This is a genomic window from Clostridium sp. OM05-6BH (genome assembly GCF_003481635.1).
Taxonomy (GTDB): Bacteria; Bacillota; Clostridia; order Lachnospirales; family Lachnospiraceae; genus Butyribacter.
Window position 1 is genome coordinate 1 of sequence record NZ_QULH01000006.1, and the last position, 23,452, is coordinate 23,452.

The window sequence follows — 23,452 nt, forward strand, 5'->3', positions numbered from 1 at the left end:
AAAGCAGTCACCCAATAAGGCAATAAAGCAAGCTGAAATCACCAAAATCATCAAACCAGTCAATTGTGAAATATGGAAGGAGTAGATTTATGAAGGGATTAAAGAGTATGTTACTAAAGGAACAACAGTATTTGGAAACTATTTGTAGTAAGGCGGAAGAAGAATTGAAGTCGTCCCCGGATGGATGCTTGCGTGTATCAAAAGATAAGCATAAAATTCGATATTATCATTGCACGACAAATCGTAACGGGACTTATATTTCAAGCAATGACATGGAGTTAGTAAGACAACTTGCCCAAAAGAAATATAATCAATCAATCTTGAAGAAAGCTGAAATAAGACTTAAACAGGTTAAGAAGATCACGCGAGATTATTCTGATGATGAAATTGAGCAAATTTACGACAAATTACATAAGGAAAGACAATTGCTAGTGATGCCCATTGAGCCAACATGGGAGCAGAAGTTGGCACAGTGGGATGGAGAAACATATCAAGGAAAAGAATTTTATGAGGGAACGGCAGTAATTATTACAGAAAAAGGGGAGCGAGTCAGATCAAAATCGGAGAAAATTCTTGCAGATTATTTTTATCGAAACAATATTATATATAAATATGAAAAACCATTATTTCTGAAAGGATATGGTACGGTATATCCGGATTTTACTTTTTTATCAAGGAAAACAGGGGAGGAAATTTATTGGGAACATGAAGGTATGATGGATAAATCAGATTATGCTAAGACAGCAGTAAAAAAGTTAGAGTCGTATCAAAAAAACGGTATCTATTTAGGGGAACGTCTAATAGCAACCTTTGAGACAGAACAGACATTGTTAAATTCCCAAATTATAGAACAACTAGTACAAAAATATTTGTTATAAAGTGGTATGAGATCTGTAATTGAAATATCTTTCTTACTTCTTTCTATTTGATAAGATTGATTTTGTAAAAAAAGGGATCAGCCGCCATTTAGCAAAGATTTTTGAATCCGGTGAGCTGGATGAGGAAATGATTGTTGCAAAAATTGCAATAACCACTCAGCACGGAGCAATGCAGGATAAAACAGCTTTTGGAAAAGACTATTTTCGTGAATTGCTGGAAAGAGTTCGTTCCATCCGTGCCAGCGAACGTAGAATACAGCAACAGATAACTGATATATTTGCCGGGTGCAGCATTGATTATGATAGAGATTCCGATACCGCATATCATTTTTATGCCACCATACAGAATAAATTCCACTATGCCATTACCGGTAAAACAGCGGCTGAAATCGTCTATAATCAAGCTGACCACAACTCGGAAAATATGGGCTTGACCACATGGAAAAATGCTCCCGATGGTCGTATTCTCAAATCTGATACACCGATTGCAAAAAAAACTATTTGGACGAAAAACAGATTCGTCAATTGGAACGTACTATTACAGGGTATTTTGATTACATAGAGGATTTGATTGAACGTGAAAACGTCTTTACAATGGAGGAATATACAGACGAGAGAGTATTGCTTGAAATGTAAAGTGCAAGCAATCTCCAAAACCCCATAGGTACGTTATCATCAAAGTATCCGTTCACAATGCCGGAAGCGAAGAGAGGGGCTTTCTGAGCACACCACACAATGCCGGAAGCGAAGAGAGGGGCTTTCTGAGCACACCACACAATGCCGGAAGCGAAGAGAGGGGCTTTCTGAGCACACCACACAATGCCGGAAGCGAAGAGAGGGGCTTTCTGAGCACACCACACAATGCCGGAAGCAAAGAGAGGGGCTTTCTGAGCACACCACACAATGCGGTTAAAACGGATTTCCCAATCCTCCTGTGTTGCAGGAGCAGGAATGGAGTGGATCTTGCGAAGAATACGTCCCGCTTCCAAGACATATACATACTGCTCGGTATCGGAATAGCCCGACATGATCTGTTCAGCATCTTCGCCGTCGATCCAACTTTGGATGGAATAGGATGCATCTTTAAGGCGGCTTATTTCATTAAATATATTGTTGCAAATGAAATTTTAATAGCTTGATCATCGAATGAATTAAAAATGAAAAGCGTTGATCCACTCGTTCATCAGAGAATCCATTCTTTTTTTGCCCTTTGCAATTTGATTTTTATCCATGCCATTGATGTTCCAAACCATGTACAGATCATACAAAGCACCATCATGGAAAAGATAAGCACATTTGTTATAATAAGGGAACTTACCGTTTAGGTTGCTGCTATCGACAATCAGCCATTCATCACCCTGCTTTGATTTTAATCTGGTCTGCTTCGTTTTGGCAGTTACATCATCTGATATAGTTCCCATTTGCCCTGGGGTTGCATTTCCACCTTTGAAATATAGTTCTTTATTTTCTTGGAGACGAATGTGGTCAATTTCGTACGAGGTTTCGATGCGAAGAGAATCTAAAGTGTAGTCGTTTTCTCCTATAGTTGCTTCTAATGTGAGCGTGACTTTGTCATTGGGGCGATATTTCCAGTTGGCGGCTACCCATTTATTATATCCGGAAAAATCGATGGCATCTTCGGTAGATGAAAAAGTTTGTTCATAATAACCCGGCATTGCACCGGAATCCGGTATTTCCTCGGTCAAGTTATCTTGCTGATATTTTTCAACAAGAGCCTTTTTCATGCTGTCAAAACTGCCTTGAAGGGAATTTGGGTCTACTTCCTGTGCTTTCCAATTTATAGTGTATTCTGATTTTCCGTAATTAGAATGATGCTTACTCATCCACATTCCATATTTCCGTGTTGCATATGCGGTAGAACCCATAGCCAATAGAATGACAAGGATAACTGCAGCAACTTTGGGAAATTGATGCTTCGATTTCCTTTTAGAAGTACACTCTTCCCATGATTCTAATAAAAAACGGTCTTCTATGTTGGCAAGACATTCCAAATATATCTTATCACTCACAAGCTCTTTTTCCTTGCGAATTTGGTTATCTCTCGCAAGTTTCTTCTCTTTACAAAGTTGGTTATCTCTCGCAAGCTTCTTCTCTTTACAAAGTTGGTTATCACTCACAAGCTCCTTCTTCTCAAAATAGTTTTTATTCTTCATAGGCGATATCTCCCTTCCAAATAATGTTTAAGTCGGTTCCTGGTACGAAATAATTTGCTTTTGACTTTACTCGCTCCATAACCGGTTCGCTCAGACAATTCAGCAATAGACTCCCCAAACCAATAACGATGTACAAAGAGATAGCGGTCTTGTGCTTGTTCAACAGCCAGAAAATCATTAATCAATTCCGTCAGTAAACTTTCTTCGTCCACTTTATTTGGGATGATATTTTGGAGTTCATTAGATAATTCTATGACTTCCGCTTTGCGTTTTTGACGCTCTTTACTTCGAATCTTATTTAGTGCCTTATTCCGACAGATTCGTGCAGTGTATGCGAATAAATTATCTGGTTTCTTTGGTGGGATACTGTGCCATACTGCAAGTAGCACATCGTTTACACATTCTTCTGCGTCCTCTACAGAAACAAAGTTGCATGCCAATGTCATAAGCTTTGCAGAATATTGTTCCTGAAGCAGCTTTAATCCGTATTCATCCCGCTTCCATAGCATTGCTATGATCTGTTTTTCTTCCATAAAAATCTCCATTCCGCAGACGATTTTTGCGTCGAAGGAATTGCGAGCTAAATATTTATGCGAATTATATTCACATTTTTAGCATCTGCAATCAAGGCTGCTTTGTGACGCCTGCGGCACAATATAGCCAATATCAAATGTAATTTGCTTCCTCTACTTATAAAGACACTTTTTTTAGAGTTGTGGTTGCGCATTCGCAGAAATAAAGTGAAATACTTTGCAGTTGTGTATTCGCAGAAATAAAATCATTTTGCCTGTTGATACAGCCTTTCAAAATCATCGGGTGACATGTAATCGCAATGACTATGAATTCGTTTGTTATTCATTGGACAACATTATTCGTACGATCTGTTCGATGTGATCAATACCAATTGCTGTATCCAGAGTGAGATCGTAATTGCCGGCATGACCCCACATGCGATGTGTGTAATAGTGGTAGTTGGCAGCACGCAGTTTCTCTTCATGAGCTATTTTTTGCAATATATTGCGTAGAGTAGCCGGTAGTTCCGGCAGTAAGCTTTATAATATCTTTGTCATAAAAGGCAAAGCCAAGTCGTTTCGCAAGCTCCTGTCCCAAATCATGACCACCACTGCCGTATTCCCGTCCGATTGCAATGACCTGTACGGTATTTGGGATAGATGAAGCGTTTGCTTCGGCAGAAACAGAATCTGCGGCTGGTGTTGTTTTGAATAATATCGTCTCGAATGGTTTTAACCATCGCCCCATTGTACGGGCGATGAAACCGACCAGAAGAGCAGCGATGATCGTACCTTCACGAACACCCTGTAACTGTCCGCAAAATACAAAAGACAATATTACAGCGGTCAACGACATAGATACATCGAATGTAACTTTAGTGACACCGAATTCAGTATGCCATACTTCAACGACGGCGCGGACAAAAGATTCGCCGGGCAGCATTGCAACATTCGCCAATAATTCCGTATACACACCAAATCCAAGAATGGCACAGCCAATCAAAAGTGCAGCGATTTTGATAATATACAGTTGCGGATTGACAAAAGATAACATTTCCATTGTCAGGTCAATAAAATAGCCAAAAGCTATAGAGATTGGTATTTGCAGCAAATGCTCGACCTTAAACTTTCGGCGGAGTATAAGCAGCTGTAACACGACCAATAGGACACTGAAATAGATGGTAAATTGTCCTAATGTAAAAGGAAAAATTAGGCTCAATACATAGGGAATGGAAGAGATTGGAGAAGTGCCAAGTGCGGCTTTCGTAATTAGACTTACGCCCAATGAATTGATAAAAAGTCCTATTAAAAATATAATATAGCGTTTTAGTTTATCCATGATAATCCTCCCTACATAGTCAAGTCTTTTTTCTCTTAAAACAAGGGATTTTGTTAATTGTTTCTCTTTTCATTTTTTATTTTGTTGACAGATTATTGTAAATCTGTTGCAAAGTTTCCATAAATTCTTTCTGCGCAGTGACAGAGATATCTTTCCAAATTTCCTGCTCAATTTGTGCAAATGCCTGTTCCACGTGCTGCCACATTTCTTTGCCATAAGGTGTCAAAAATACATAAAGACTGCGGCGGTTTCCGTGAAGCATTTTGCGTTCAATCAAGTTTTTATCTTCCATTCGATTCAGAATGGAAGTCATTGATCCGGGTTCAATGTGACAAGCTCGTGCGATATCTTTTTGGCTCATGCCGTCATGATGCCCCAGATATTCTAAAACTTTTGGCTGTCCAATCGTCAGATTGGTATCGCTAAGCTGCTCTAAAATCTTTTTTTGTACTAAAGATTGAACTGCCATCAGCTGATAATGAAATGATTGTTCCATATTAACCTCCATTTCTGAGCGTTCATTGCAATAAAATACAGTATCAGTTGTATTTTTCACAGTCGGTCACATTTTTTGTGAAAAGTTATAATTCAAACAGTTTCTATTATAATAATATCAAATCAAAAAGTCAAATTGTTTTTGTGATTCAATGCATTGACATAAAAGGATGGTACCGTTAAGATAATTTTAATGCGAAACGGGCTTTGTATAGTGTAAGTCCGTAAATGAAATACCTAAGAACGAAGGGAGAAATCGCAATGAAAAGTTTGTTGATAAAAGACACGACCAAGGAAGAAAGAATGGCTATTATCGAAGAATCTGTCGGAGACGATGCCGGTGGATGCGACGGCTGCTCTGCAGGAATTTTAAAAATGTACGAACCTTACATCGAAGGAAAAATGGAGCTTCGTGAATGCAATATGGCATTTCGCGCGCAATATATTTCAGGAAAAGATCATCCGGTGAAAACGGAGTGCGGATATATGGGGAGATAATTTGTATGGCAGTACAGAATAGAATCAAAATACAAAACATAACCTATCCGGAGCTGGATATTTATGTCAGAGAGCGGGAGGCACAGTTGAAATTTCGCCCGGCGCATCAGCCGGGAATCTTTATTGCGGAGAGTCCTATTGTGATAGAGAGGGCGCTTGATGCCGGGTACGAACCGATTTCTCTTCTTATGGAAGATGCGCACTTTGACAAACAAGGGCGCAAAATTATTGAACGATGTGGAGACATTCCAGTGTATACGGCGCCGTTTGAAGTGTTGACGCAGATCACCGGCTTTCAGCTCACGCGCGGTATGTTGTGTGCCATGTACCGCGGAGAATTGCCGTCTGTCGAGGAAGCCTGTCGACAGGCGAGACGGATCGCTGTGCTTGAAAATGTTGTGAATCCGACAAATGTTGGAGCAATCTTTCGCTCGGCGGCAGCATTGAATATGGATGCTGTACTACTTACATCGGCTTGCAGTGATCCATTGTATCGTCGTGCAATTCGAGTAAGTATGGGAACGGTGTTTCAGGTTCCGTGGACATTTTTGCCAAATGATGAGCAATATGTAGAACTCTTGCGGCAATTGAGGTTCAAAACTGCAGCAATGGCATTATGTGATGATTCTGTTTCGATTGATCATCCAAGTTTGCGGCAGGAAGAAAAGCTTGCCATTATTTTAGGAACGGAAGGGGAAGGACTTGCGAAAAGTACGATCGAGCAATGCGACTATACAGTACGGATTCCGATGTCACATGGTGTGGATTCATTAAATGTAGCGGCTGCAAGTGCAGTTATGTTTTGGGAACTTGGCAGGGAATCATAATATACAAGATGTCAACAAGAATCACGAAGTGATTCTTGCAGAGCAAAGCGTGGGCTTTGCTCTTGTTTTGTCTACGGCTTGTCAGATTCCATATTTTATAAGGTCAACGCGTCCATCAACAACTTCAATGCCGTCGGCTTGCAGCATTTTTGTCTGCACATCTTTACCACCAAATGCAAATTCTCCGGCTAATTCCCCTTTTGAATTTACGACACGGTAACACGGAATATGCTCCGGATCCGGATTGTGGTGCAGCGCATTGCCGACTGCACGTGCCATGCGTGGATTGCCGGCAAGCTCCGCAACTTTTCCGTAGGTTGCGACCTTTCCTCGTGGGATTTGCTTGACAGCATCGTAGATTCGTTTGGTCGGACTGTCAGCTACCAGATCATAACTTTCGGTAATCATTTGTTTGAGCGTGTCATCTGGAACAGAACCATCTAAGATAACCGTGTTCCAATGCTCTTTGTTTTGGTGGTAACCGGGCAGTACAGCATCGTAGGCATTGCGCCAAAAGTCGCGCCATTCCGGATCGACTTTGATATTGATCCGTATTTGCCTGTCCTTTTCATAAGTCCACAGAAACACTTTTTTGCTGCCGTGAACTCGAACCAACTGCCAGTTGGTATCGCGAAATGGGGCATCCTGATACGTATAAGGAAAGGATAACCCATATGCTAAAACTTCTTCACGAGTCTTCATGACTTAAACCTCCTTCAAAAAATATTCCTAACGCAAACTTCACACACTAATTTACATTTCCGTGTCCCGTAATACTTATTATGGGGCTTTAGTGAACAGCCACTGTGTGGGAAGTTTGCGTTGTACAGATCTTAGAGTTGTATGTATGGATATATTATAAGGAAAATTGGGTAAAAAGACACTACTAAAATGGAAAATATTTGTTGGGAAATAGGATGTAATGCGAGAAAAAGCTCTGAAAGAAGTGTGGTTATATGATATAATAAACTCTGACGAGTTTATCTTAGGAGTTTCTTTGAAACTCCGATAGGTGCAAAAAAAGCGTGCACAGCAAATAGGATATAATAAACTCTGACGAGTTTATCTTAGGAGTTTCTTTGAAACTCCGATAGGTGCAAAAAAAGCGTGCACAGCAAATAGGATATAATAAACTCTGACGAGTTTATCTTAGGAGTTTCTTTGAAACTCCGATAGGTGCAAAAAAAGCGTGCACAGCAAATAGGATATAATAAACTCTGACGAGTTTATCTTAGGAGTTTCTTTAAAACTCCGATAGGTGCAAAAAAGCATGCACAGCAAATAGGGGGATATGGATCCTTAAAGTTTAGCAAACAGAAATGAGGATGGCTATGGAGATACCAAAGAGAGAGTTTAGAGGAAATGGTTTGGGAGATAAAATGCTTGCGTTGGCGGTGTTGCCGATTTTGGTGCTGGGTATTGTGTTGATGGTGGTCAGCATGCAAACATTTTCTGACAAAATGGAAGGTCATGTTCGAAAAGAGATGACGCAGCAGACGAAACTGATCTTAAAAATATTAGACGAGAATTATCCAGGTGAGTTTTCGTTGAATAAAGATGTAAAAGGAAATTATCATATTTATAAAGGCGGAAAAGATATTACAAAAGACACGGAATTTATTGATAACATGAAAGAAATTATGGGTGTGGAAGTGACACTTTTTTGTCAGGATGTACGTTTGCAGACAACGCTTCGGGATAGCAAAGGACGTTTATTTATCAATACAGCAGTTTCTTCGGTGATTACGAAAGATGTTTTGAAAAAGAAAAAAGCGCATTTTTATCGCAGTACGACAAATGTAGGAGATGAGCGGTATTTTGCTTACTATGAGCCGATTTTTTTGGAAGATGGCACCTGCTTTGGAATGGTAGGCGTATGCAGGAAAGCAACCGATATTGAAAAAAATATTCGGATGGCAGTTCGCCCGATTTTGCTATTGAGTATCGCCGCAATCTTTGTGATCGGTGCGATCAGCATTTCGTATACACGCATATTGACAAAACGAATACGCATATTGCAGCAGTTTATGAAAAAGTTGACCAAAGATGATTTTGAAGCAGAGATGCCGGCAGGTTTGCTTAAAGTAGAAGATGAAATCGGCGATCTGGCGCGCAGCGGCAAAAAGATGCAGGAGTCTATTCGCCGGCAGGTGGAATATGACGAAATGACACAATTATACAATCGTCGTTATGGCGACAAAAATTTACTTAAAATGAAAGCGCAAATGCAGATAAGCGGCATAAAGTATTGTGTGGCAATTGGAGACATCGACTTTTTCAAGAAAGTAAATGATAATTATGGGCATGAAGCCGGTGATGAAGTGCTTATTCACGTTGCCAGAGTCTTAAAGGAACAATTATTAGCAAATGGCTTTGTGTGCCGCTGGGGTGGAGAAGAGTTTTTGATCGTTATAGAAAGTCACACAATAGAGCAGGCTGAACACATATTGCAAAGCATATTGGATACGCTTCGTAATCAGACGATTACATATCAGGAGCAGCAGATTCGAGTGACAATGAGCATGGGTCTTGTTTCTGTAAAAGCAGAAGATGAAATTGACGATATTCTTCGTTGCGCAGATCAAAAACTATACGAAGCAAAAGAAAATGGACGCGATCAGATTCGGTGTTGAATCTTGGATGTCAAAAATGACCGTGATGATCATGAGAGGTTGAGCTGCCTAAAATGCCTGTGATGATCATGGGGGATTGAGCTGTCCAAAATGGTTATGCTGATCATGCATACCGCAAACAACATGGAGAGAAATAACAGGAGGAGCAAATGAAGATTACACAATTATTGCAGGAAGATAAAGTGACATTATCATTAGAGGTTTTTCCACCGAAAAAGGATACAGCAGTAGAACAAGTAAGTCAGTCGGTGCGCGCAATTGCCGCATTACATCCGGACTTTATGAGCGTTACATATGGTGCGGGTGGCGGCACCAGTGCATACACTGTACAGCTTGCACAGGAAATTAAGGCGGAATATGATGTACCATCTATGGCACACTTAACCTGCGTTTCCTCTACCAAAGAAACTGTAAAAAAACAGTTGGAGTGTATGCAGGAGGCCGGGATTGAAAATGTATTGGCACTTCGAGGAGACATTCCGGCAGACACTGAATTCCCATTGCCTGATCAATTTCATTATGCAGTTGAATTAGTGCGTTATATCAAACAAATTGCACCGGAAATGTGTATTGGCGGCGCTTGTTATCCGGAAGGACATCCGGAGGCGGTTAGCAAAGCACAGGACATTCAACATATTAAAGAGAAGGTAGACGCAGGCTGTGAATTTTTGACAACACAGATGTTTTTTGATAACAGCATATTTTATAATTATATGTATCGTCTGCGCGAAGCGGGGGTATTGGTTCCGGTTATTGCAGGGATCATGCCGATCACGCGTAAAAATCAAGTGGAACGCAGTATTCAATTGTCTGGCAGTTGCGTTCCTGCGCGATTCAAATCCATCGTTGACTGGTTTGGAGATGATCCGGCCAAAATGAAGCAGGCTGGTATCGCCTATGCAACGGATCAGATCATAGATTTGATCGCTAACGGCATTTCACATATTCATGTTTATACCATGAACGACCCGGAAGTTGCGGCCGGTATTATGAATAATTTGTCGGCAATTTTGCATTGATGTGTTGAACGATAGGATAGAGCTGAAAAAAGGAGTGTAGGGTTATTATGCATAAAGCTAAAAAGAAAACAATATCCACATATCATAAAAAGAACCATACTAAAATGAGCAATAATGCTTCCAAATATTCTGCAGAGGACGAACGAACCTCTAAAGTTTCTGCACGCAGTAAATCCGTATTACTTTATAGTGCGGCATTTCTTCTTGCCGAACTGATGATGCTATTCATCCTAAAAGCAAATCATTTTTATCCGTTTGGTACGAAGTCAATGCTGATCATGGATATGCGCGATCAGAATGTGGAATTTTTGGCTTCTCTGCGTAGTATGATACATGGTGATAATTCTTTATTTTTCTCTTGGGCACGCTCTATGGGCGGCAATTACATGGGAGTATTCGCTTTTTATATTTCCAGTCCGCTCTCATTTTTGACGTTACTATTTCCAGTCAGCAAAATGCCGGTGGCTATTGAAATTATTACTGTCCTAAAAATAGGACTGTGTTCACTGACTTTTGTGATATATGCGAATTATCTGCGACGAAAATACAATGGCCAGCGATATTTTGCGCTGTTGATTCCTGCGATCGGATATGCTTTTATGTCTTACACTATGGTATATTCTCTTAGTATTATGTGGCTCGATGGCGTTATTTTTCTCCCGCTAGTATTGCTGGGAGCAGAAAAAATATTGGATGGGAAACGTGGTATCTGTTTCATTATTTGCTATGCACTTTTGTGTATGAGTAATTATTATACGGGATATATGGTCGGTATTTTTACCGGTCTATATTTTCTGATCATGTGGATTCGTGATTACAACGCTCGCTCAAGTCGTCAACACGTTTCGGGTCATTCCACAATTAGTGAGGTTTACTCTAATAAAGAACATTGGAAACGCTTACTGCATTTTGTAATTGCTGCTTTGTTCGCAGTTGCTATGACAGCGCCTATTTTATTGCCGGCTCTCAAAGCACTCATGTCCGGAAAATTGGACTCTGGATTTACCGGTTATGAACCACAGCAATCTACGAATTTTGTATTCAAGAATCTTTTCACAAAATTGCTTCCCGGTAAATACGACAGCATTACCAATAGCGGGCTTCCTTCGATCTATCCGGGACTGTTGCTTTTGCTGCTTGCTGTGATATATTTTTTATTGCGGCAGATAAAATTGCGGGAAAAAATTGGAATGGCAGCAATGCTGATATTATTTGCGATCAGTTTCTATTATATTCCTTTGGACAAAGTGTGGCATGGCTTCCAATATCCAAACTGGTTTCCATATCGCTATGCTTTTTTGTGCAGCTTTACGCTGATTTATATGGCGTTGCGGAGTATTATGGTAATCACGCAGCTTGTTCATAAAAAATATGTATTATCGGCAGCGATTACCCTTTGCCTGCTTGGCACGATCATTGATATGACCGGTAACGGCCGCAAAATGTTCGACGGTCTGGACAAGGAGTTTGGTTATACCGAAATGGCAGAATATACGAAATTTATCAAAGAAACACAAACATTGGTGCAAAAGATTCAGAAACAAGATAAAGATTTGTACCGTATTAACCAGACCTATGAATTTTCTAAAAACGATGCGATGCTGCTCGGTTATAACGGTATGACACATTACTCCTCTGCGTTTAATGTTCATGTCAACAAATTGACAAAAACTTTAGGATTGGCACAATCTTATTTTTGGAATTCAGGCTATGGTTCCACGCCTCTGACTGACAGCTTGTTTGGATGTAAATACGTTCTTTCACGGCGTGATCTGTCTGCAGTATATGCAACTATAGACAGTAAGGATAACACGTTAAACGACATGGCCGCTTCTTATCAAAATAATATGGCACTTCCTTTTGCTTATGCGGTATCTGATCTGCGCAAAGCGGATAATATCGCACAACAGAGTGTATTTAGCAATGAAAATTCCTTCGTAACAGGAATTACCGGCAAACATAAAAATTATTTTTGGAATTGCAATGTTACATACTCACAGGAAGCTGCGAATACATGGACCTATCAGATAACTGCTGCTTCAAATAACCCTATGTATTTGTATATGGAGGGTAATTCGCCTTATGCCAATGTCTATGTGAACGGGACTTATATTGGAGATTATTTTTCCAATGAAACCAACTGTATTTTGTATCTGGGCAATTTCAAACAAAACGAAACGGTAACGGTTCAGGTGGTAACAACAGATGATGGCAATACGTATGGACCGTCTTATGCCGAAATTGTCCAATTAGATATGGCAACTGTTAGAGAAACGATGCAATCGTTAGCTGGGAATGCGCTTCAGGTCAAGTCTCACAGCCACGGCAAAATTACCGGTTCCATCACTTTGGCTGACGATCAGCAGGCAGTTATGACCTCCATTCCTTATGATAAGGGATGGACTATTCTCGTCGATGGTAAAAAAGTCAACTATACAACATATGCCGATACGTTTATGCAATTTAAATGCAGTCCGGGGAAACATACCGTTGAATTTCGATATGTTTCCCCAGGCTTTAAGCTCGGTATTCTGATTGCTGTCATTGGTCTTTTTGCTGCGATATTGTATTTATGTTACCCGAAGATTTTGAGCAGACGATGAGTTGGCTGCTATTCGTGGAGTTCTTTCTTAATGTCTGAAATGGTCACTTTTTCGGAGCTGTTGCTGCCACTCATTTGCTCATGTTTATACGAATTATCGTTAATTTTATTTAACTGGGCATATTTGCCACACACTCGACCATAATTGCCATTTAGGATTCCATCTTTCTTAAATTTGGTTAAGTAGTATATTGCTTCTGTACCTACTACAGGTTCGCCTTCGCCATTAATGGTTTCCTGCAAAATAGTGTCGTTTATTTTCTCTTTGGACCATTCTTTGTATCGGAATGCATCCTTATAATATGCAATGTGATCTGTCAAAGGGACATAACCGCCAGACTGATATAAAGTAATGGAATCGCCTTTTTTCAAGGTCCCAGACAGACTGTTTTGAATGTCCAGTTCAATTTTTGTCCAAGCATCCCCATCAATAACAACATACTGAAAAGTGCGTATTTTTGCTTCAACGATTTCTTGGGCTTCTTTGCTCATGTCCTGCAGATCGGAGGATATCGCATAGTCGTTTTCGGAAACAATTTTCTCAGTATTATGATATTTTTGGACATCAACGGTTACGTCATTACTTTCAGTATGTTTGCCATTTTCTGCGGTGGCAACTTTTGCATCTTTGGGAGCTTCAGTTGCTTGTTTTGACTGCTCTGCTTTTTTACTGTCACCTTGGGATGCGTTCTTGTTTTCACATGCTAATAGCATACACATACTGATTAATAAAACGCCTGTTGCAAAATAAATTTTTTTCATTTTGACCACCTTCCTATGATTCTAGATTATATAAATTTGCCGTGATCCATTTCTACAACGGTATCACATAAATACTCAATATCTTCTGTGTTGTGTGAGGTGAGTAGAATGGTTTTTCCTTTCTTTTTCAGAGATAGAAAATATTCTCTCATTTCTTCTACGCCATGTTTATCCAGACCGTTAAATGGTTCATCCAATATAATTAAAGAGGGATCTTCCATAATTGCCTGTGCAATACCTAAACGCTGACGCATGCCGAGTGAATATGTTGCGACACGTTTTTTCATTGTTGGATCAAGTCCTACCTGATACATGGCGTTTTCAATGTCTTTTCGTGAAATACGATTGTTGATAGCAGCCAGTACTTTGAGATTACGATAGCCGGAATAATAAGGAATAAATCCCGGGGTTTCAATGATGATTCCCGTATCCGGAGTAAAATCAATATCTTTACCAATCTCCTTGTCTCTGACATAAATATGCCCTTCATTGGGACGGATGAATCCGCAGATACATTTCATCAGTAATGTTTTACCACTGCCGTTTCGTCCGACAATGCCATGAATCTTCCCCTGCTCGCATTGGTAGGAAACGTGATCTAGCAAAATATCTTTTTTGAAACGCAGTACGATGTCATTTACTTGGATGAACGAGTTAGTTGTTTTATTTGTCATGGTAGTCCTCCTTATTCGACTTGAATGATATTGGTGTAGTTGATTTTACGTGCTTGGATCAGAACAAGAACAAGCAGGATCCCGATTATTCCGAAGAAATACAAAAAGGATGTTGTCAGTGTACAATCCATGTGTCGGTAATAGGTGGAATAATGTGTTCGCACGATCCCATGAGCAGCGGGCAACAGCCATTTAGCATTAACATGTCCCAGCTGTACCAATCCTGATCCGGCAATTACAATGAGACCGGGAATTACAATTCCGAAAGTGCCTTGCCCGTGTATTTTTATGACTAGCATAATCATACCAATCAAATATAGATATAATATTAAAAAAACACTGGAAAGAATCGCAGCACGGAAGGGAAGCATTTGATAGTAAAGGTTGGCAGGAATAAATTTTGAAATATCCGAGTCAGCAAGTTCAGGAAAAACTCGAGTCATGTCGGTGACAACATCACTCCATCCATTAAACCAAAATCCGCGCTGTAGTATTGGAAGTGTAATGCCAACAAATAATAGAAATACAAAAGTAACGTCTGCAGCAAGTAAAAATAGCAACTGTGATAACACCCATTTTATCCTTCCTGCACGATAAATTTTGAAAATCATATTATTATCTATTCTAGGAAAATCTGCTATTAAAACCAAAAAAACAATCGGTATAAATCCAAGAAATGTGGCAGAATTACAGATGCCAATAAAAGGTTCTAATAAATTGATTGGTGCACCCATGTTATTTGCACATTTGACGAGATCCGATGTGATCATGGTATGCACTATGATAAAGACACAGGGAAGCAAAATAATTCTGGAATTAAATAGCCAGCATAAATATTCGCTACGCATCATTTTAAATGTTTTCATGGTCAAACTCCTTTCGCTAATCGGTTAGATCTAATTTAAGGTGATTGTGCAATGCTACGAATCCTACGGAGACCGTCAATAGCACGATCATTTCTATTGTAAGCTGTACAAACGATAATACATCGCTGAATATATAACAAAATCCAAAACTGTATAAATTCCCTTGAATTTGTACGAAATGTGGAATGGGACAATTGTCCGCAAAGCGGTACAAATAAGAAACAAGCAGATTACACATAAAAACTGCGATAAATGGTATACATACGATAAAATAAAGGTTACAGCACAAAAAGCTAATCAACATAGCAGGTATAGCAGACACTGCACCATATACAAAGATACCGGCGTAATATTGCATGTAAAATAGTTGTTCAACAGATTTGCCGACAGTAATTGTGCCGGAGATATAATAATCCATCGCGATAAAGGACAATTCGAAAAGTATTACTCCAAACAGCAAAACAAGTCCGCCAGTCACCATGCCGAATAGCCATTTTTTGCCGTAATATTGTCTTGAGGAGGTGGAGCGGAACATATAGAATCGTTGATAACGTCCGGATTTTTCAGCCTGTTGAAAAACAATAAATGGCAGAGCCGATAGTACAGGTACAAACATTGCTAAATACCCTTGCACTGCTCTAGGAAGGATAACCGAGATTTGATACTGCATAGGCTCAATGGCAAAAGAGGGGTTAGCCTTTAAACGTAATAATTCTAAGGTTGACATTTCAGAAACACCATCGCCATAATAGACTGGGGTCATATAGCATAGAATGGTGACAACAAATATGCTAATGAAGAACCATTTACTGGCAAGAAAAATGCTGATTTCCGCAAATGATTTTTTGGTTGTACAGGAATTTGTGCGTTTCATAATAACACTGCCTTTCTTATATTGCTATTTATCAATCATCCCAATTATCAGACTCATGATATTCAACATTTCCGGTGATCATATCAATATTAATAAATTTTCGAGACCACAGAATGTTTCGTGTTTGGTGTTCTTTGTTGTCCATAATGAAAGACCACACAGGACGAGCCTCGTAGGAAATCGTTATTTTTTCCTTGCCATCGTCTGTGTAAGTTGTTTTGGTAGCTTGGCATATTGTATATTTAATATCGATATCTACAATGTTATACTTGTGAGTACCGGACATATGTGACTCAGCTAATGTTAAGGCACGTTTTAGTCCAATTAATTTGTCATTGTGTGGTTCCTCTTTTTTTATGGTATAACTATAATTATTATTGCGCAGGCTTTCGATTTTTGGTTTACCAAGAGTGCAGATTTCCAAGACATTTGGAGGATAAGAAATGTCATCAATGGAATTGCGTTGTTCTGGAGAGAACCAAATGTCATCAAACGGAATCCCTTTATAATATTTACAAACATCAAAGGAAAGATATTCGATACCATCGCTTTTACATTTATAAATTGTTTTGACATGGAAATCGTCATACATATTTTCGATAACATTACCATTTTTCTTTGCCCAATTTTCTACGTATTGATATTGTTTGGTTAAAGAGCATTTCTTTCCATTAAGGGTACAATTGCCTAGAGGAATGCCCCAATCAGGGTGGTAAATGTTTCGAATGCCATATGCGCCTAAAAGGTATAATTTGGTATTCATTACATAAAATCCCACATTATCGATATCGCCAGAGGAATCAGTTCTTGAGTCATAGTTAAATCCATAGGTGTCACCAACTGCCCATTTTTCATTTTTATAATTTTTAATTAAATGATCATACTTGTTGGTGCCAAGGACAACTTTAGATAATTTTTTTACATTTTCCGGTGTTGCCAGATTTTTGGGGTTCTCAAGCTGCAATATAGAGACAGCTTGAGGTTGTTCAATATGAATGGTATCTGCTAAGACCATATTTTGATACGATGCTTTTAACAGAGAATCCATATTGTCTAACAGATGGTCAACAGAGACAAATTCTTCTTTTCCAGTGGTTACATCTTTCGAGTTTGTGTAATCTTTCGCTTTGTTTTTGACGGAAGATGGGGTGGCTTGACAGCCGGTTAATAGTAAAGCTGCAAGAAGACAGCTAATGGTTTTTGCATATTTTTTGTGCATAATAGTTCACTTCCTTGTCTTGATCGTACTTGAGTTGATAACAAGAGATTAATCATCCCAATTATCAGACTCATGATATTTAACATCACCGGTAATCATATCAACATTAATGAATTTTCTGGACCATTGAACATTTTTGGTTTGATGTTCTTTGTTATCCATGATGAAAGACCACACAGGACGGGCTTCATATGAGCATATTATTTTTTCTTTACCAGTATCGGTGTAAGTTGTTTGCGCGGTTTCACAAATTGAATATTTGATGTCAATGTCTATAATTTCACTTTTATGTGCCCCAGACATTTGCGTTTCTGCAAGGTTTAATGCTCGCTTCAAACTTATTAATTTATCATTATGTGTTTTTTCGCTTTTGATTTTAAAGCAAAAATTATTATTGCGCATACCCTCGATCTTGGGTTGGTCAAGGGTGGTAATGTTTAAAATATTTGAAAAGTAGGATATAGTATCTATGGTGTTTTCCTGGTCGGTAGAGTAGCTAATGTCATCGAATGGAATTCCTTTGTAATATTTGCATATGTCGTAAGCTAGATATTCTATGCCGTCAGACTTACATTTATAAATTGTTTTAACGCGAAAGTCGTCATACATAGTTTCAATTACATTTGCTTTTTCATCGCACCAGTTGTTTACATATTGGCATTGCGTATCTAGCAATACTTTATTTCCATTAAGTGTGCAGTAACCTAATGGTTGACCAAAATCTGCATGATAGATAGCTCTAATCCCATAGGCACCAAAAAGCTTTGGATTTGGTAAAATTACATAGAAACCAGAAGCGTCAATTTGGATTTCTGGATCTTTTTTTGAATTATAATTAATGCCATAAATATCGTAATCAAAGTGGCATTGCTTTTTGAAATTTTTTATTAGATGATCGTATTTATTTGTGCCTAGAATGGTTCTTGACATTTTTTTTACATTTTCCGGTGTTGCTAGATTTTTTGGGATCTCAAGCTGTAGTACAGAGACAGATTGAGGTTGTTCAATACGAATGGTATCTGCTAAGATCATATTTTGATACGATGCTTTTAACAGAGAATCCATATTGTCTAACAGATGGTCAACAGAGACAAATTCTTCTTTGCCGGTGGTTACATCTTTCGATTTTGTGTAATCTTTCGCTTTGTTTTTGACGGAAGATGGGGTGGCTTGACAGCCGGTTAATAGTAAGGCGGCAAGAAGACAGCTAAGGATTTTGTTATATTTTATCATATATACCCCTTTCGTTACTTCGATGTATAACATTATATCTTTATGTTATAAGTCTGTCAATAAGTAATTTACTTTGTAAAGTATTAAACGTTAATGCATCGATTGACAGTACATAAAAAAATCTGTATACTAACAATAGACAGCCGTAATTGGCTGAAACAGGCTAAACATGAGTTAATAACCTTAAAGGTGTGAGAATATGGCAGAAAAGAAAGAACCAAAAGTAACAAAAGGTAACATCAAAAATGGGACAATTGAGCTGGTATTGTTGTTACTTCTGCGTTCAGAGAAGAAGTATGGCTATCAGCTTGCCAATGAACTTTTAGAGTATAGTGAGGGGGGATATAAACTTAATGAGGCAACTATGTATCCAACATTGTATCGGCTGAATGAGAAAGGCTATTTAGAGTATGAACAGATCAAGGTTGGAGTGAAACGAACGCGTGTATATTATTCAATTACAGAAAGTGGTTTGGAATATCTGGATCGGCTGTTAGATGAATACTATAGTATTACAGGGGCAATAGGTAAGATCATCACACGCACTTCGAACGAAAAATGAGGTTCGTTATTGGTAAATTTATCTTATGAACGCAAACTTCGTATAGCCAATATCATCATATCGTCACATATTGCTTATTATGTCAAAGAATATTTAGTATTTTGCAGCCACAACATAGCGATTCCTGCCGACAGAGTAAGTTAACTTGTCGCCTGCAAAATATCACATTTATTGCAGACATAATAAGCAATATGTGAGCCGATAGCAGCTTCGGCTGTGCGAAGTTTTTCTTATGAATTGGTAAAATTAATATTACATTGAAGGGGAAGGTGGATAAAAGTGAATAAGAGGATTGTTCGCAGATATATTTCAGAGATTAAAGCAATCTGCCCATTTCGTGGTCGGGGTGAACGTAAATATTTATCTTGGTTTTCGAATAATGTATGGGTATATTGTGAGGAGAATGATATTCAGGATATTAATGAACTATACCGACAATTCGGTAAACCAAATGATGTTGTCAATAATTATTTGACTGGTATGGATATTGATGAAATTTCAAATAAGATCGTAAAATCAAGATGGATAAAACGTATTCTTGCAGGTATATTGATCGTAATTATTGTTACGTCATTAACATTAGTGGGCATTATATATCGAGAGTATAAGGTTTTAGAATCCGAACAGATTTATTTTGAAGAAGAGGTTATTGAGTGAGCAGAGGATATTTACATTAAGTATTTAAATATCCTAGTGTTTTAGAGAGGTATACCATGAATTCAAATTTTGAATATTATCGCATTTTTTATTATGTGGCAAAATATGGCAACTTGACAAAAGCGGCAGCCGCTTTGCAGACTAGCCAACCGGCGGTAACAAGAACGATTCATAAGCTGGAGGATATGTTGGGATGCAGATTGTTCGTTCGTAGTAAATCGGGGATGGAATTAACTTCCGAAGGAAATACCTTTTATCAATATATATCTGCAGGCTGTGCGCAGTTTTTTAAGGGAGAGCAGAATCTTAGCAATTTACGGTCATTAGATGGCGGTTCCATTACGATCAGTGCAACAGAGACGGCGTTACACTGCTGCCTGCTTCAGGCGATGGAAGCATTTAGTGAACTTCATCCAAAAGTTACATTTCGTATATTAAACAATAGTTCCAGAGAATCTGTCATCTCGTTAAAACAGGGACAGGTTGATATGGCAATGATCTCGTCAATACCGTTTGCCATGGAGGATCCGTTAATCGTACATACGGTGCATTCCTATACAGATATTTTGATCGGCGGTACAAAGTACAGTCATCTGAAAGGAAAGACAACTTCTTTGCCGGAATTATGTCGTTATCCGTGGGTAAGCTTAATGACGGGGACGATTACCCGTAACTTTTTGAATACATATTTTGCGGAGCGTGGGCTGCCCTTTGCGCCTGCGATCGAGCTGGCTACGACAGATTTGATTCTGCCTGCGATTGAACACAATTTGGGTATTGGCTTTTTGCCACCGGAGTTTGTGCGAGGAGCATTGGATATGGGAAGCGTCTTTCAGATTCACTTTCCGGATGAAATGCCGCATCGTCGTATTTCCCTTGTATATGATACAGAGTATCCTCAAAGTATTGCGGCAACGACATTTCGAAAATTTATGTTGGAACATTTCAGTCAATTATAAAACAGCATTTTCCTATTCTATAAGAAAAGCAAAGCCAGCGCTTTGCTTTGCAAGAATTGCTAAAGCAATTCTTGGTGGCATAATGTTACACAACAGCATTCTCCTATTCCATAAGAAAACGCCCTTGCAAGAGCAAAACTCCTGCAGGGGCGTTGTTTTCTTAACGAAATTGGCTGCGTATCGCAAAGGATTATTTATCCTCTGGAGTGTGCCATTCCCAATCGCGAACTTCTTCAAGATCCTGACCATACTCAGCGATATACTGCTTATGCTCAACAAGTTTGTCGTTCATCTTCTGGATGAGGTAGGAACCACGGTTTGCTAACTGTGGTAAATGCATGATCGCATCTTTTACCAAGTTGAAACGATCGATCTCGTTCTGGACTCTCATATCGAATGGAGTAGTGATCGTACCCTCTTCCTGATAACCATGAACAGATACGTTCTGGTTGTCACGACGATAAGTGAGCTCATGAATCAATGTTGGGTAACCATGGAATGCAAAGATTACCGGCTTGTCTGTTGTAAAGATTGCATTGTACTCACTGTCGCTAAGACCGTGTGGATGTTTGTGGTTAGACTCAAGTTTGAACAAGTCAACGACATTGACAACACGAATCTTAAGTTCTGGAAGCTCATCACGAAGGATGGTAACTGCTGCCATGGTCTCAAGTGTTGGAGTATCACCACAGCATGCCATAACGATATCCGGCTCTTCGCCTTCGTCGTTACTTGCCCACTCCCAGATGCCAACACCCTGTGTGCAGTGCTTAACAGCCTGTTCCATGCTTAACCACTGATAACTTGGATGCTTAGAAGCAACGATTGCGTTTACATAGTTTTTGCTCTTTACGCAGTGATCGAAGCAGGAAAGTAAGCAGTTAGTATCTGGTGGGAGATACATACGAACAACGTCTGCTTTCTTGTTAGCAATATGATCTAAGAATCCCGGATCCTGATGTGTAAATCCGTTGTGATCCTGCTGCCATACGTTAGAAGTCAGGATGAAGTTCAAGGAAGCGATAGGACGTCTCCAAGTAAGCTGGTTACATACTTTCAACCATTTTGCATGCTGTGCAGCCATGGAATCTACGACACGGATAAAAGCTTCGTAACTAGCGAAGAAACCGTGACGACCCGTGAGAAGGTAACCCTCGAGCCATCCCTCGCACATATGCTCACTCAACATACCGTCCATGATACGTCCGCCTCTGGATAAGCAGTCATCTGTGTCCAGTAATTCAGCGTTCCAATCTCTGTTCTCTGCTTCAAATACTTTGTATAAACGGTTGGACATACTCTCGTCCGGTCCGAAGATACGGAAGTTCTGATTTTCTTTATTTAATACAAAAATGTCACGGATATATCCACCAAGTTCGATCATATCCTGTGCTTTTGTCTTACCAGGATCAACTTCGATACCATAAGTACGGAAGTCTGGAAGACGAAGGTCTTTTAATAACAATCCACCATTTGCGTGAGGGTTTGCACCAAGACGTGCATCTCCCTTTGGAGCAAGTTCTGCGAGCTCTGGGATCAAGCGACCCTTCTCATCGAACAACTCCTCTGCATGGTAGCTTTCTAACCAAGCCTGAAGAAGTGGTAAATGCTCTTCTGGTTTTTCCATTGTGATCGGCACCTGATGCGCACGGAAAGATCCCTCGATCTGCTGTCCGTCTACAACCTTAGGACCAGTCCATCCCTTTGGTGTACGAAGAACGATCATTGGCCACTTAGGACGCTCCGGATCATTATTCTTACGTGCATTTTCCTGGATAGCTTTGATCTTTTCAATTGCCTCATCCATAGCCTCAGCCATTAATTTGTGCATTGTCATTGGATCGTCACCTTCAACGAAGATTGGCTCCCAACCACAACCAACGAAATAGCTCTCGATCTCTTCACGAGGAATACGTGAGAAGATAGTAGGGTTGCTGATCTTATAACCGTTCAAGTTCAAAACAGGAAGAACAGCACCATCGGTAATAGGATTTAAGAACTTGTTGGACTGCCAAGAAGTAGCAAGTGGTCCGGTTTCTGCCTCACCGTCACCAACGATAACAGTAGCAATCAAGTCCGGGTTATCAAATACAGCACCGAAAGCATGAGCGATAGAATAACCAAGCTCACCACCCTCGTTGATAGAACCAGGAGTCTCTGGTGCACAGTGACTAGGTACTCCACATGGGAATGAGAACTGTTTGAACATTTTCTTCATACCCTCTTCGTCCTGGCTGATATTAGGATAGATCTCGCTGTAGGATCCCTCGAGATATGTGTTAGCGATCATGAAGTTTCCACCGTGTCCCGGACCGGAAAGTAAGATCATATCAAGATCATAACGTTTGATAACACGGTTGCAGTGTACATATACGAAGTTCTGTCCTGGAACAGTTCCCCAGTGACCTACGATTTTTTTCTTAATTTGATCCATGGTCAAAGGCTCTTTTAACAATGGGTTGTCCAAAAGATAGAGCTGACCGGCAGATAAATAGTTTGCGGCACGCCAATATGCGTCCATTTTGTCAAGCATTTCCTGAGAAAGCGGCTGCTTCTCGAGACAAGTATTCTCTGACATTTGTAACCTCCTAAATTCGTTTGTAATGAATAATTTATTTTCCAACGATACTATATTAACACAATTCATACCATCTGTTCAATCAATTCTT

Annotated in this window: 23 protein-coding genes; 11 read left to right on the plus strand and 12 right to left on the minus strand. The window is 39.5% G+C overall.

Going from position 1 to position 23,452, the window contains the following annotated elements; genetic code table 11:
• The first annotated feature begins 89 nt into the window (after nucleotides 1–89).
• Genes DXB73_RS07075 through DXB73_RS15160 form a run of 3 tightly spaced genes read left to right on the plus strand, consistent with a single transcriptional unit; the run spans nucleotide 90 to nucleotide 1,514 of the window.
• Nucleotides 90–878 carry a hypothetical protein gene (locus DXB73_RS07075; RefSeq protein ID WP_118690612.1) on the plus strand — a complete coding sequence of 263 codons (789 nt, stop codon included), beginning with the start codon at nucleotides 90–92 and terminating at the stop codon, nucleotides 876–878.
• A gap of 19 nt (nucleotides 879–897) precedes the next feature.
• Nucleotides 898–1,440, plus strand: coding sequence for a RhuM family protein (rhuM, locus tag DXB73_RS07080; RefSeq protein WP_347559521.1), 543 nt, complete (start codon nucleotides 898–900; stop codon nucleotides 1,438–1,440).
• The gene (locus DXB73_RS15160) at nucleotides 1,404–1,514 is read left to right on the plus strand and encodes a hypothetical protein (RefSeq protein ID WP_347559522.1); all 111 of its coding nucleotides are present in this window, start codon (nucleotides 1,404–1,406) and stop codon (nucleotides 1,512–1,514) included. The genes rhuM and DXB73_RS15160 overlap by 37 nt, the downstream gene beginning before the upstream one ends.
• A 515-nt stretch (nucleotides 1,515–2,029) precedes the next feature.
• On the opposite strand, the gene DXB73_RS07100 is transcribed toward DXB73_RS15160, so the two are convergent.
• From DXB73_RS07100 to DXB73_RS07115, 4 genes are all read right to left on the minus strand, one after another.
• Nucleotides 2,030–3,052: a hypothetical protein gene (locus DXB73_RS07100; RefSeq protein WP_118690614.1), complete on the minus strand. Its 1,023-nt coding sequence runs from the start codon at nucleotides 3,050–3,052 to the stop codon at nucleotides 2,030–2,032.
• A complete protein-coding gene (locus DXB73_RS07105) occupies nucleotides 3,049–3,585 on the minus strand; it encodes an RNA polymerase sigma factor (RefSeq protein WP_182434266.1) in 537 nt (178 codons plus the stop codon). Before DXB73_RS07105 ends, DXB73_RS07100 begins: the two co-directional genes overlap by 4 nt.
• A gap of 460 nt (nucleotides 3,586–4,045) precedes the next feature.
• Nucleotides 4,046–4,903, minus strand: a complete 858-nt coding sequence (locus DXB73_RS07110) for a DUF6198 family protein (RefSeq protein ID WP_243103989.1) — start codon at nucleotides 4,901–4,903, stop codon at nucleotides 4,046–4,048.
• A 76-nt stretch (nucleotides 4,904–4,979) separates the two neighbouring features.
• Nucleotides 4,980–5,399: a MarR family transcriptional regulator gene (locus DXB73_RS07115; protein ID WP_022025349.1), complete on the minus strand. Its 420-nt coding sequence runs from the start codon at nucleotides 5,397–5,399 to the stop codon at nucleotides 4,980–4,982.
• A gap of 260 nt (nucleotides 5,400–5,659) precedes the next feature.
• Here DXB73_RS07115 and DXB73_RS07120 point away from each other — a divergent pair, with 260 nt between their 5' ends.
• Both DXB73_RS07120 and DXB73_RS07125 read left to right on the plus strand, forming a co-directional pair.
• Nucleotides 5,660–5,896, plus strand: coding sequence for a hypothetical protein (locus tag DXB73_RS07120; protein WP_022025350.1), 237 nt, complete (start codon nucleotides 5,660–5,662; stop codon nucleotides 5,894–5,896).
• Between the two features lie 5 nt (nucleotides 5,897–5,901).
• Nucleotides 5,902–6,723, plus strand: a complete 822-nt coding sequence (locus DXB73_RS07125; RefSeq protein ID WP_118690615.1) for an RNA methyltransferase — start codon at nucleotides 5,902–5,904, stop codon at nucleotides 6,721–6,723.
• Nucleotides 6,724–6,804: 81 nt separating this feature from the next.
• Here the strand turns inward: DXB73_RS07125 and DXB73_RS07130 are convergent, their stop codons facing one another.
• Nucleotides 6,805–7,425, minus strand: coding sequence for a methylated-DNA--[protein]-cysteine S-methyltransferase (locus DXB73_RS07130; protein WP_118690616.1), 621 nt, complete (start codon nucleotides 7,423–7,425; stop codon nucleotides 6,805–6,807).
• A 629-nt stretch (nucleotides 7,426–8,054) separates the two neighbouring features.
• Between DXB73_RS07130 and DXB73_RS07135 the strand changes: the two genes are divergently transcribed.
• From DXB73_RS07135 to DXB73_RS07145, 3 genes are all read left to right on the plus strand, one after another.
• Entirely contained in the window at nucleotides 8,055–9,356 is a 1,302-nt protein-coding gene (locus DXB73_RS07135) for a diguanylate cyclase (RefSeq protein WP_022025353.1), read from the plus strand.
• 149 nt (nucleotides 9,357–9,505) lie between these two features.
• Nucleotides 9,506–10,375, plus strand: a complete 870-nt coding sequence (gene metF / locus DXB73_RS07140; RefSeq protein WP_118690617.1) for a methylenetetrahydrofolate reductase [NAD(P)H] — start codon at nucleotides 9,506–9,508, stop codon at nucleotides 10,373–10,375.
• 47 nt (nucleotides 10,376–10,422) lie between these two features.
• Nucleotides 10,423–12,978 (plus strand): YfhO family protein, encoded by a 2,556-nt coding sequence (locus tag DXB73_RS07145; protein ID WP_118690618.1) that lies wholly within the window; start codon nucleotides 10,423–10,425, stop codon nucleotides 12,976–12,978.
• 8 nt (nucleotides 12,979–12,986) lie between these two features.
• Here DXB73_RS07145 and DXB73_RS07150 read toward each other — a convergent pair whose 3' ends face one another.
• Genes DXB73_RS07150 through DXB73_RS07175 form a run of 6 tightly spaced genes read right to left on the minus strand, consistent with a single transcriptional unit; the run spans nucleotide 12,987 to nucleotide 18,605 of the window.
• Nucleotides 12,987–13,739 carry a hypothetical protein gene (locus DXB73_RS07150; protein ID WP_118690619.1) on the minus strand — a complete coding sequence of 251 codons (753 nt, stop codon included), beginning with the start codon at nucleotides 13,737–13,739 and terminating at the stop codon, nucleotides 12,987–12,989.
• 26 nt (nucleotides 13,740–13,765) lie between these two features.
• Nucleotides 13,766–14,413 carry an ATP-binding cassette domain-containing protein gene (locus tag DXB73_RS07155; protein WP_022025357.1) on the minus strand — a complete coding sequence of 216 codons (648 nt, stop codon included), beginning with the start codon at nucleotides 14,411–14,413 and terminating at the stop codon, nucleotides 13,766–13,768.
• An 11-nt stretch (nucleotides 14,414–14,424) separates the two neighbouring features.
• On the minus strand, nucleotides 14,425–15,279 hold the full coding sequence (locus DXB73_RS07160; protein ID WP_118690620.1) for a hypothetical protein: 855 nt from the start codon (nucleotides 15,277–15,279) through the stop codon (nucleotides 14,425–14,427).
• 16 nt (nucleotides 15,280–15,295) lie between these two features.
• The gene (locus tag DXB73_RS07165; protein WP_022025359.1) at nucleotides 15,296–16,153 is read right to left on the minus strand and encodes a membrane protein; all 858 of its coding nucleotides are present in this window, start codon (nucleotides 16,151–16,153) and stop codon (nucleotides 15,296–15,298) included.
• Nucleotides 16,154–16,184: 31 nt separating this feature from the next.
• On the minus strand, nucleotides 16,185–17,372 hold the full coding sequence (locus tag DXB73_RS07170; RefSeq protein ID WP_118690621.1) for a hypothetical protein: 1,188 nt from the start codon (nucleotides 17,370–17,372) through the stop codon (nucleotides 16,185–16,187).
• Nucleotides 17,373–17,420: 48 nt separating this feature from the next.
• Nucleotides 17,421–18,605: a hypothetical protein gene (locus DXB73_RS07175; RefSeq protein WP_118690622.1), complete on the minus strand. Its 1,185-nt coding sequence runs from the start codon at nucleotides 18,603–18,605 to the stop codon at nucleotides 17,421–17,423.
• 199 nt (nucleotides 18,606–18,804) lie between these two features.
• Here DXB73_RS07175 and DXB73_RS07180 point away from each other — a divergent pair, with 199 nt between their 5' ends.
• From DXB73_RS07180 to DXB73_RS07190, 3 genes are all read left to right on the plus strand, one after another.
• Nucleotides 18,805–19,167 (plus strand): PadR family transcriptional regulator, encoded by a 363-nt coding sequence (locus tag DXB73_RS07180; RefSeq protein WP_118507884.1) that lies wholly within the window; start codon nucleotides 18,805–18,807, stop codon nucleotides 19,165–19,167.
• Between the two features lie 279 nt (nucleotides 19,168–19,446).
• On the plus strand, nucleotides 19,447–19,824 hold the full coding sequence (locus tag DXB73_RS07185) for a DUF6120 family protein (protein ID WP_118690623.1): 378 nt from the start codon (nucleotides 19,447–19,449) through the stop codon (nucleotides 19,822–19,824).
• Between the two features lie 56 nt (nucleotides 19,825–19,880).
• On the plus strand, nucleotides 19,881–20,783 hold the full coding sequence (locus DXB73_RS07190; RefSeq protein WP_118507882.1) for a LysR family transcriptional regulator: 903 nt from the start codon (nucleotides 19,881–19,883) through the stop codon (nucleotides 20,781–20,783).
• A gap of 190 nt (nucleotides 20,784–20,973) precedes the next feature.
• Here the strand turns inward: DXB73_RS07190 and DXB73_RS07195 are convergent, their stop codons facing one another.
• Nucleotides 20,974–23,361 carry a phosphoketolase family protein gene (locus DXB73_RS07195; protein ID WP_118507881.1) on the minus strand — a complete coding sequence of 796 codons (2,388 nt, stop codon included), beginning with the start codon at nucleotides 23,359–23,361 and terminating at the stop codon, nucleotides 20,974–20,976.
• Between the last annotated feature and the right edge of the window lie 91 nt (nucleotides 23,362–23,452).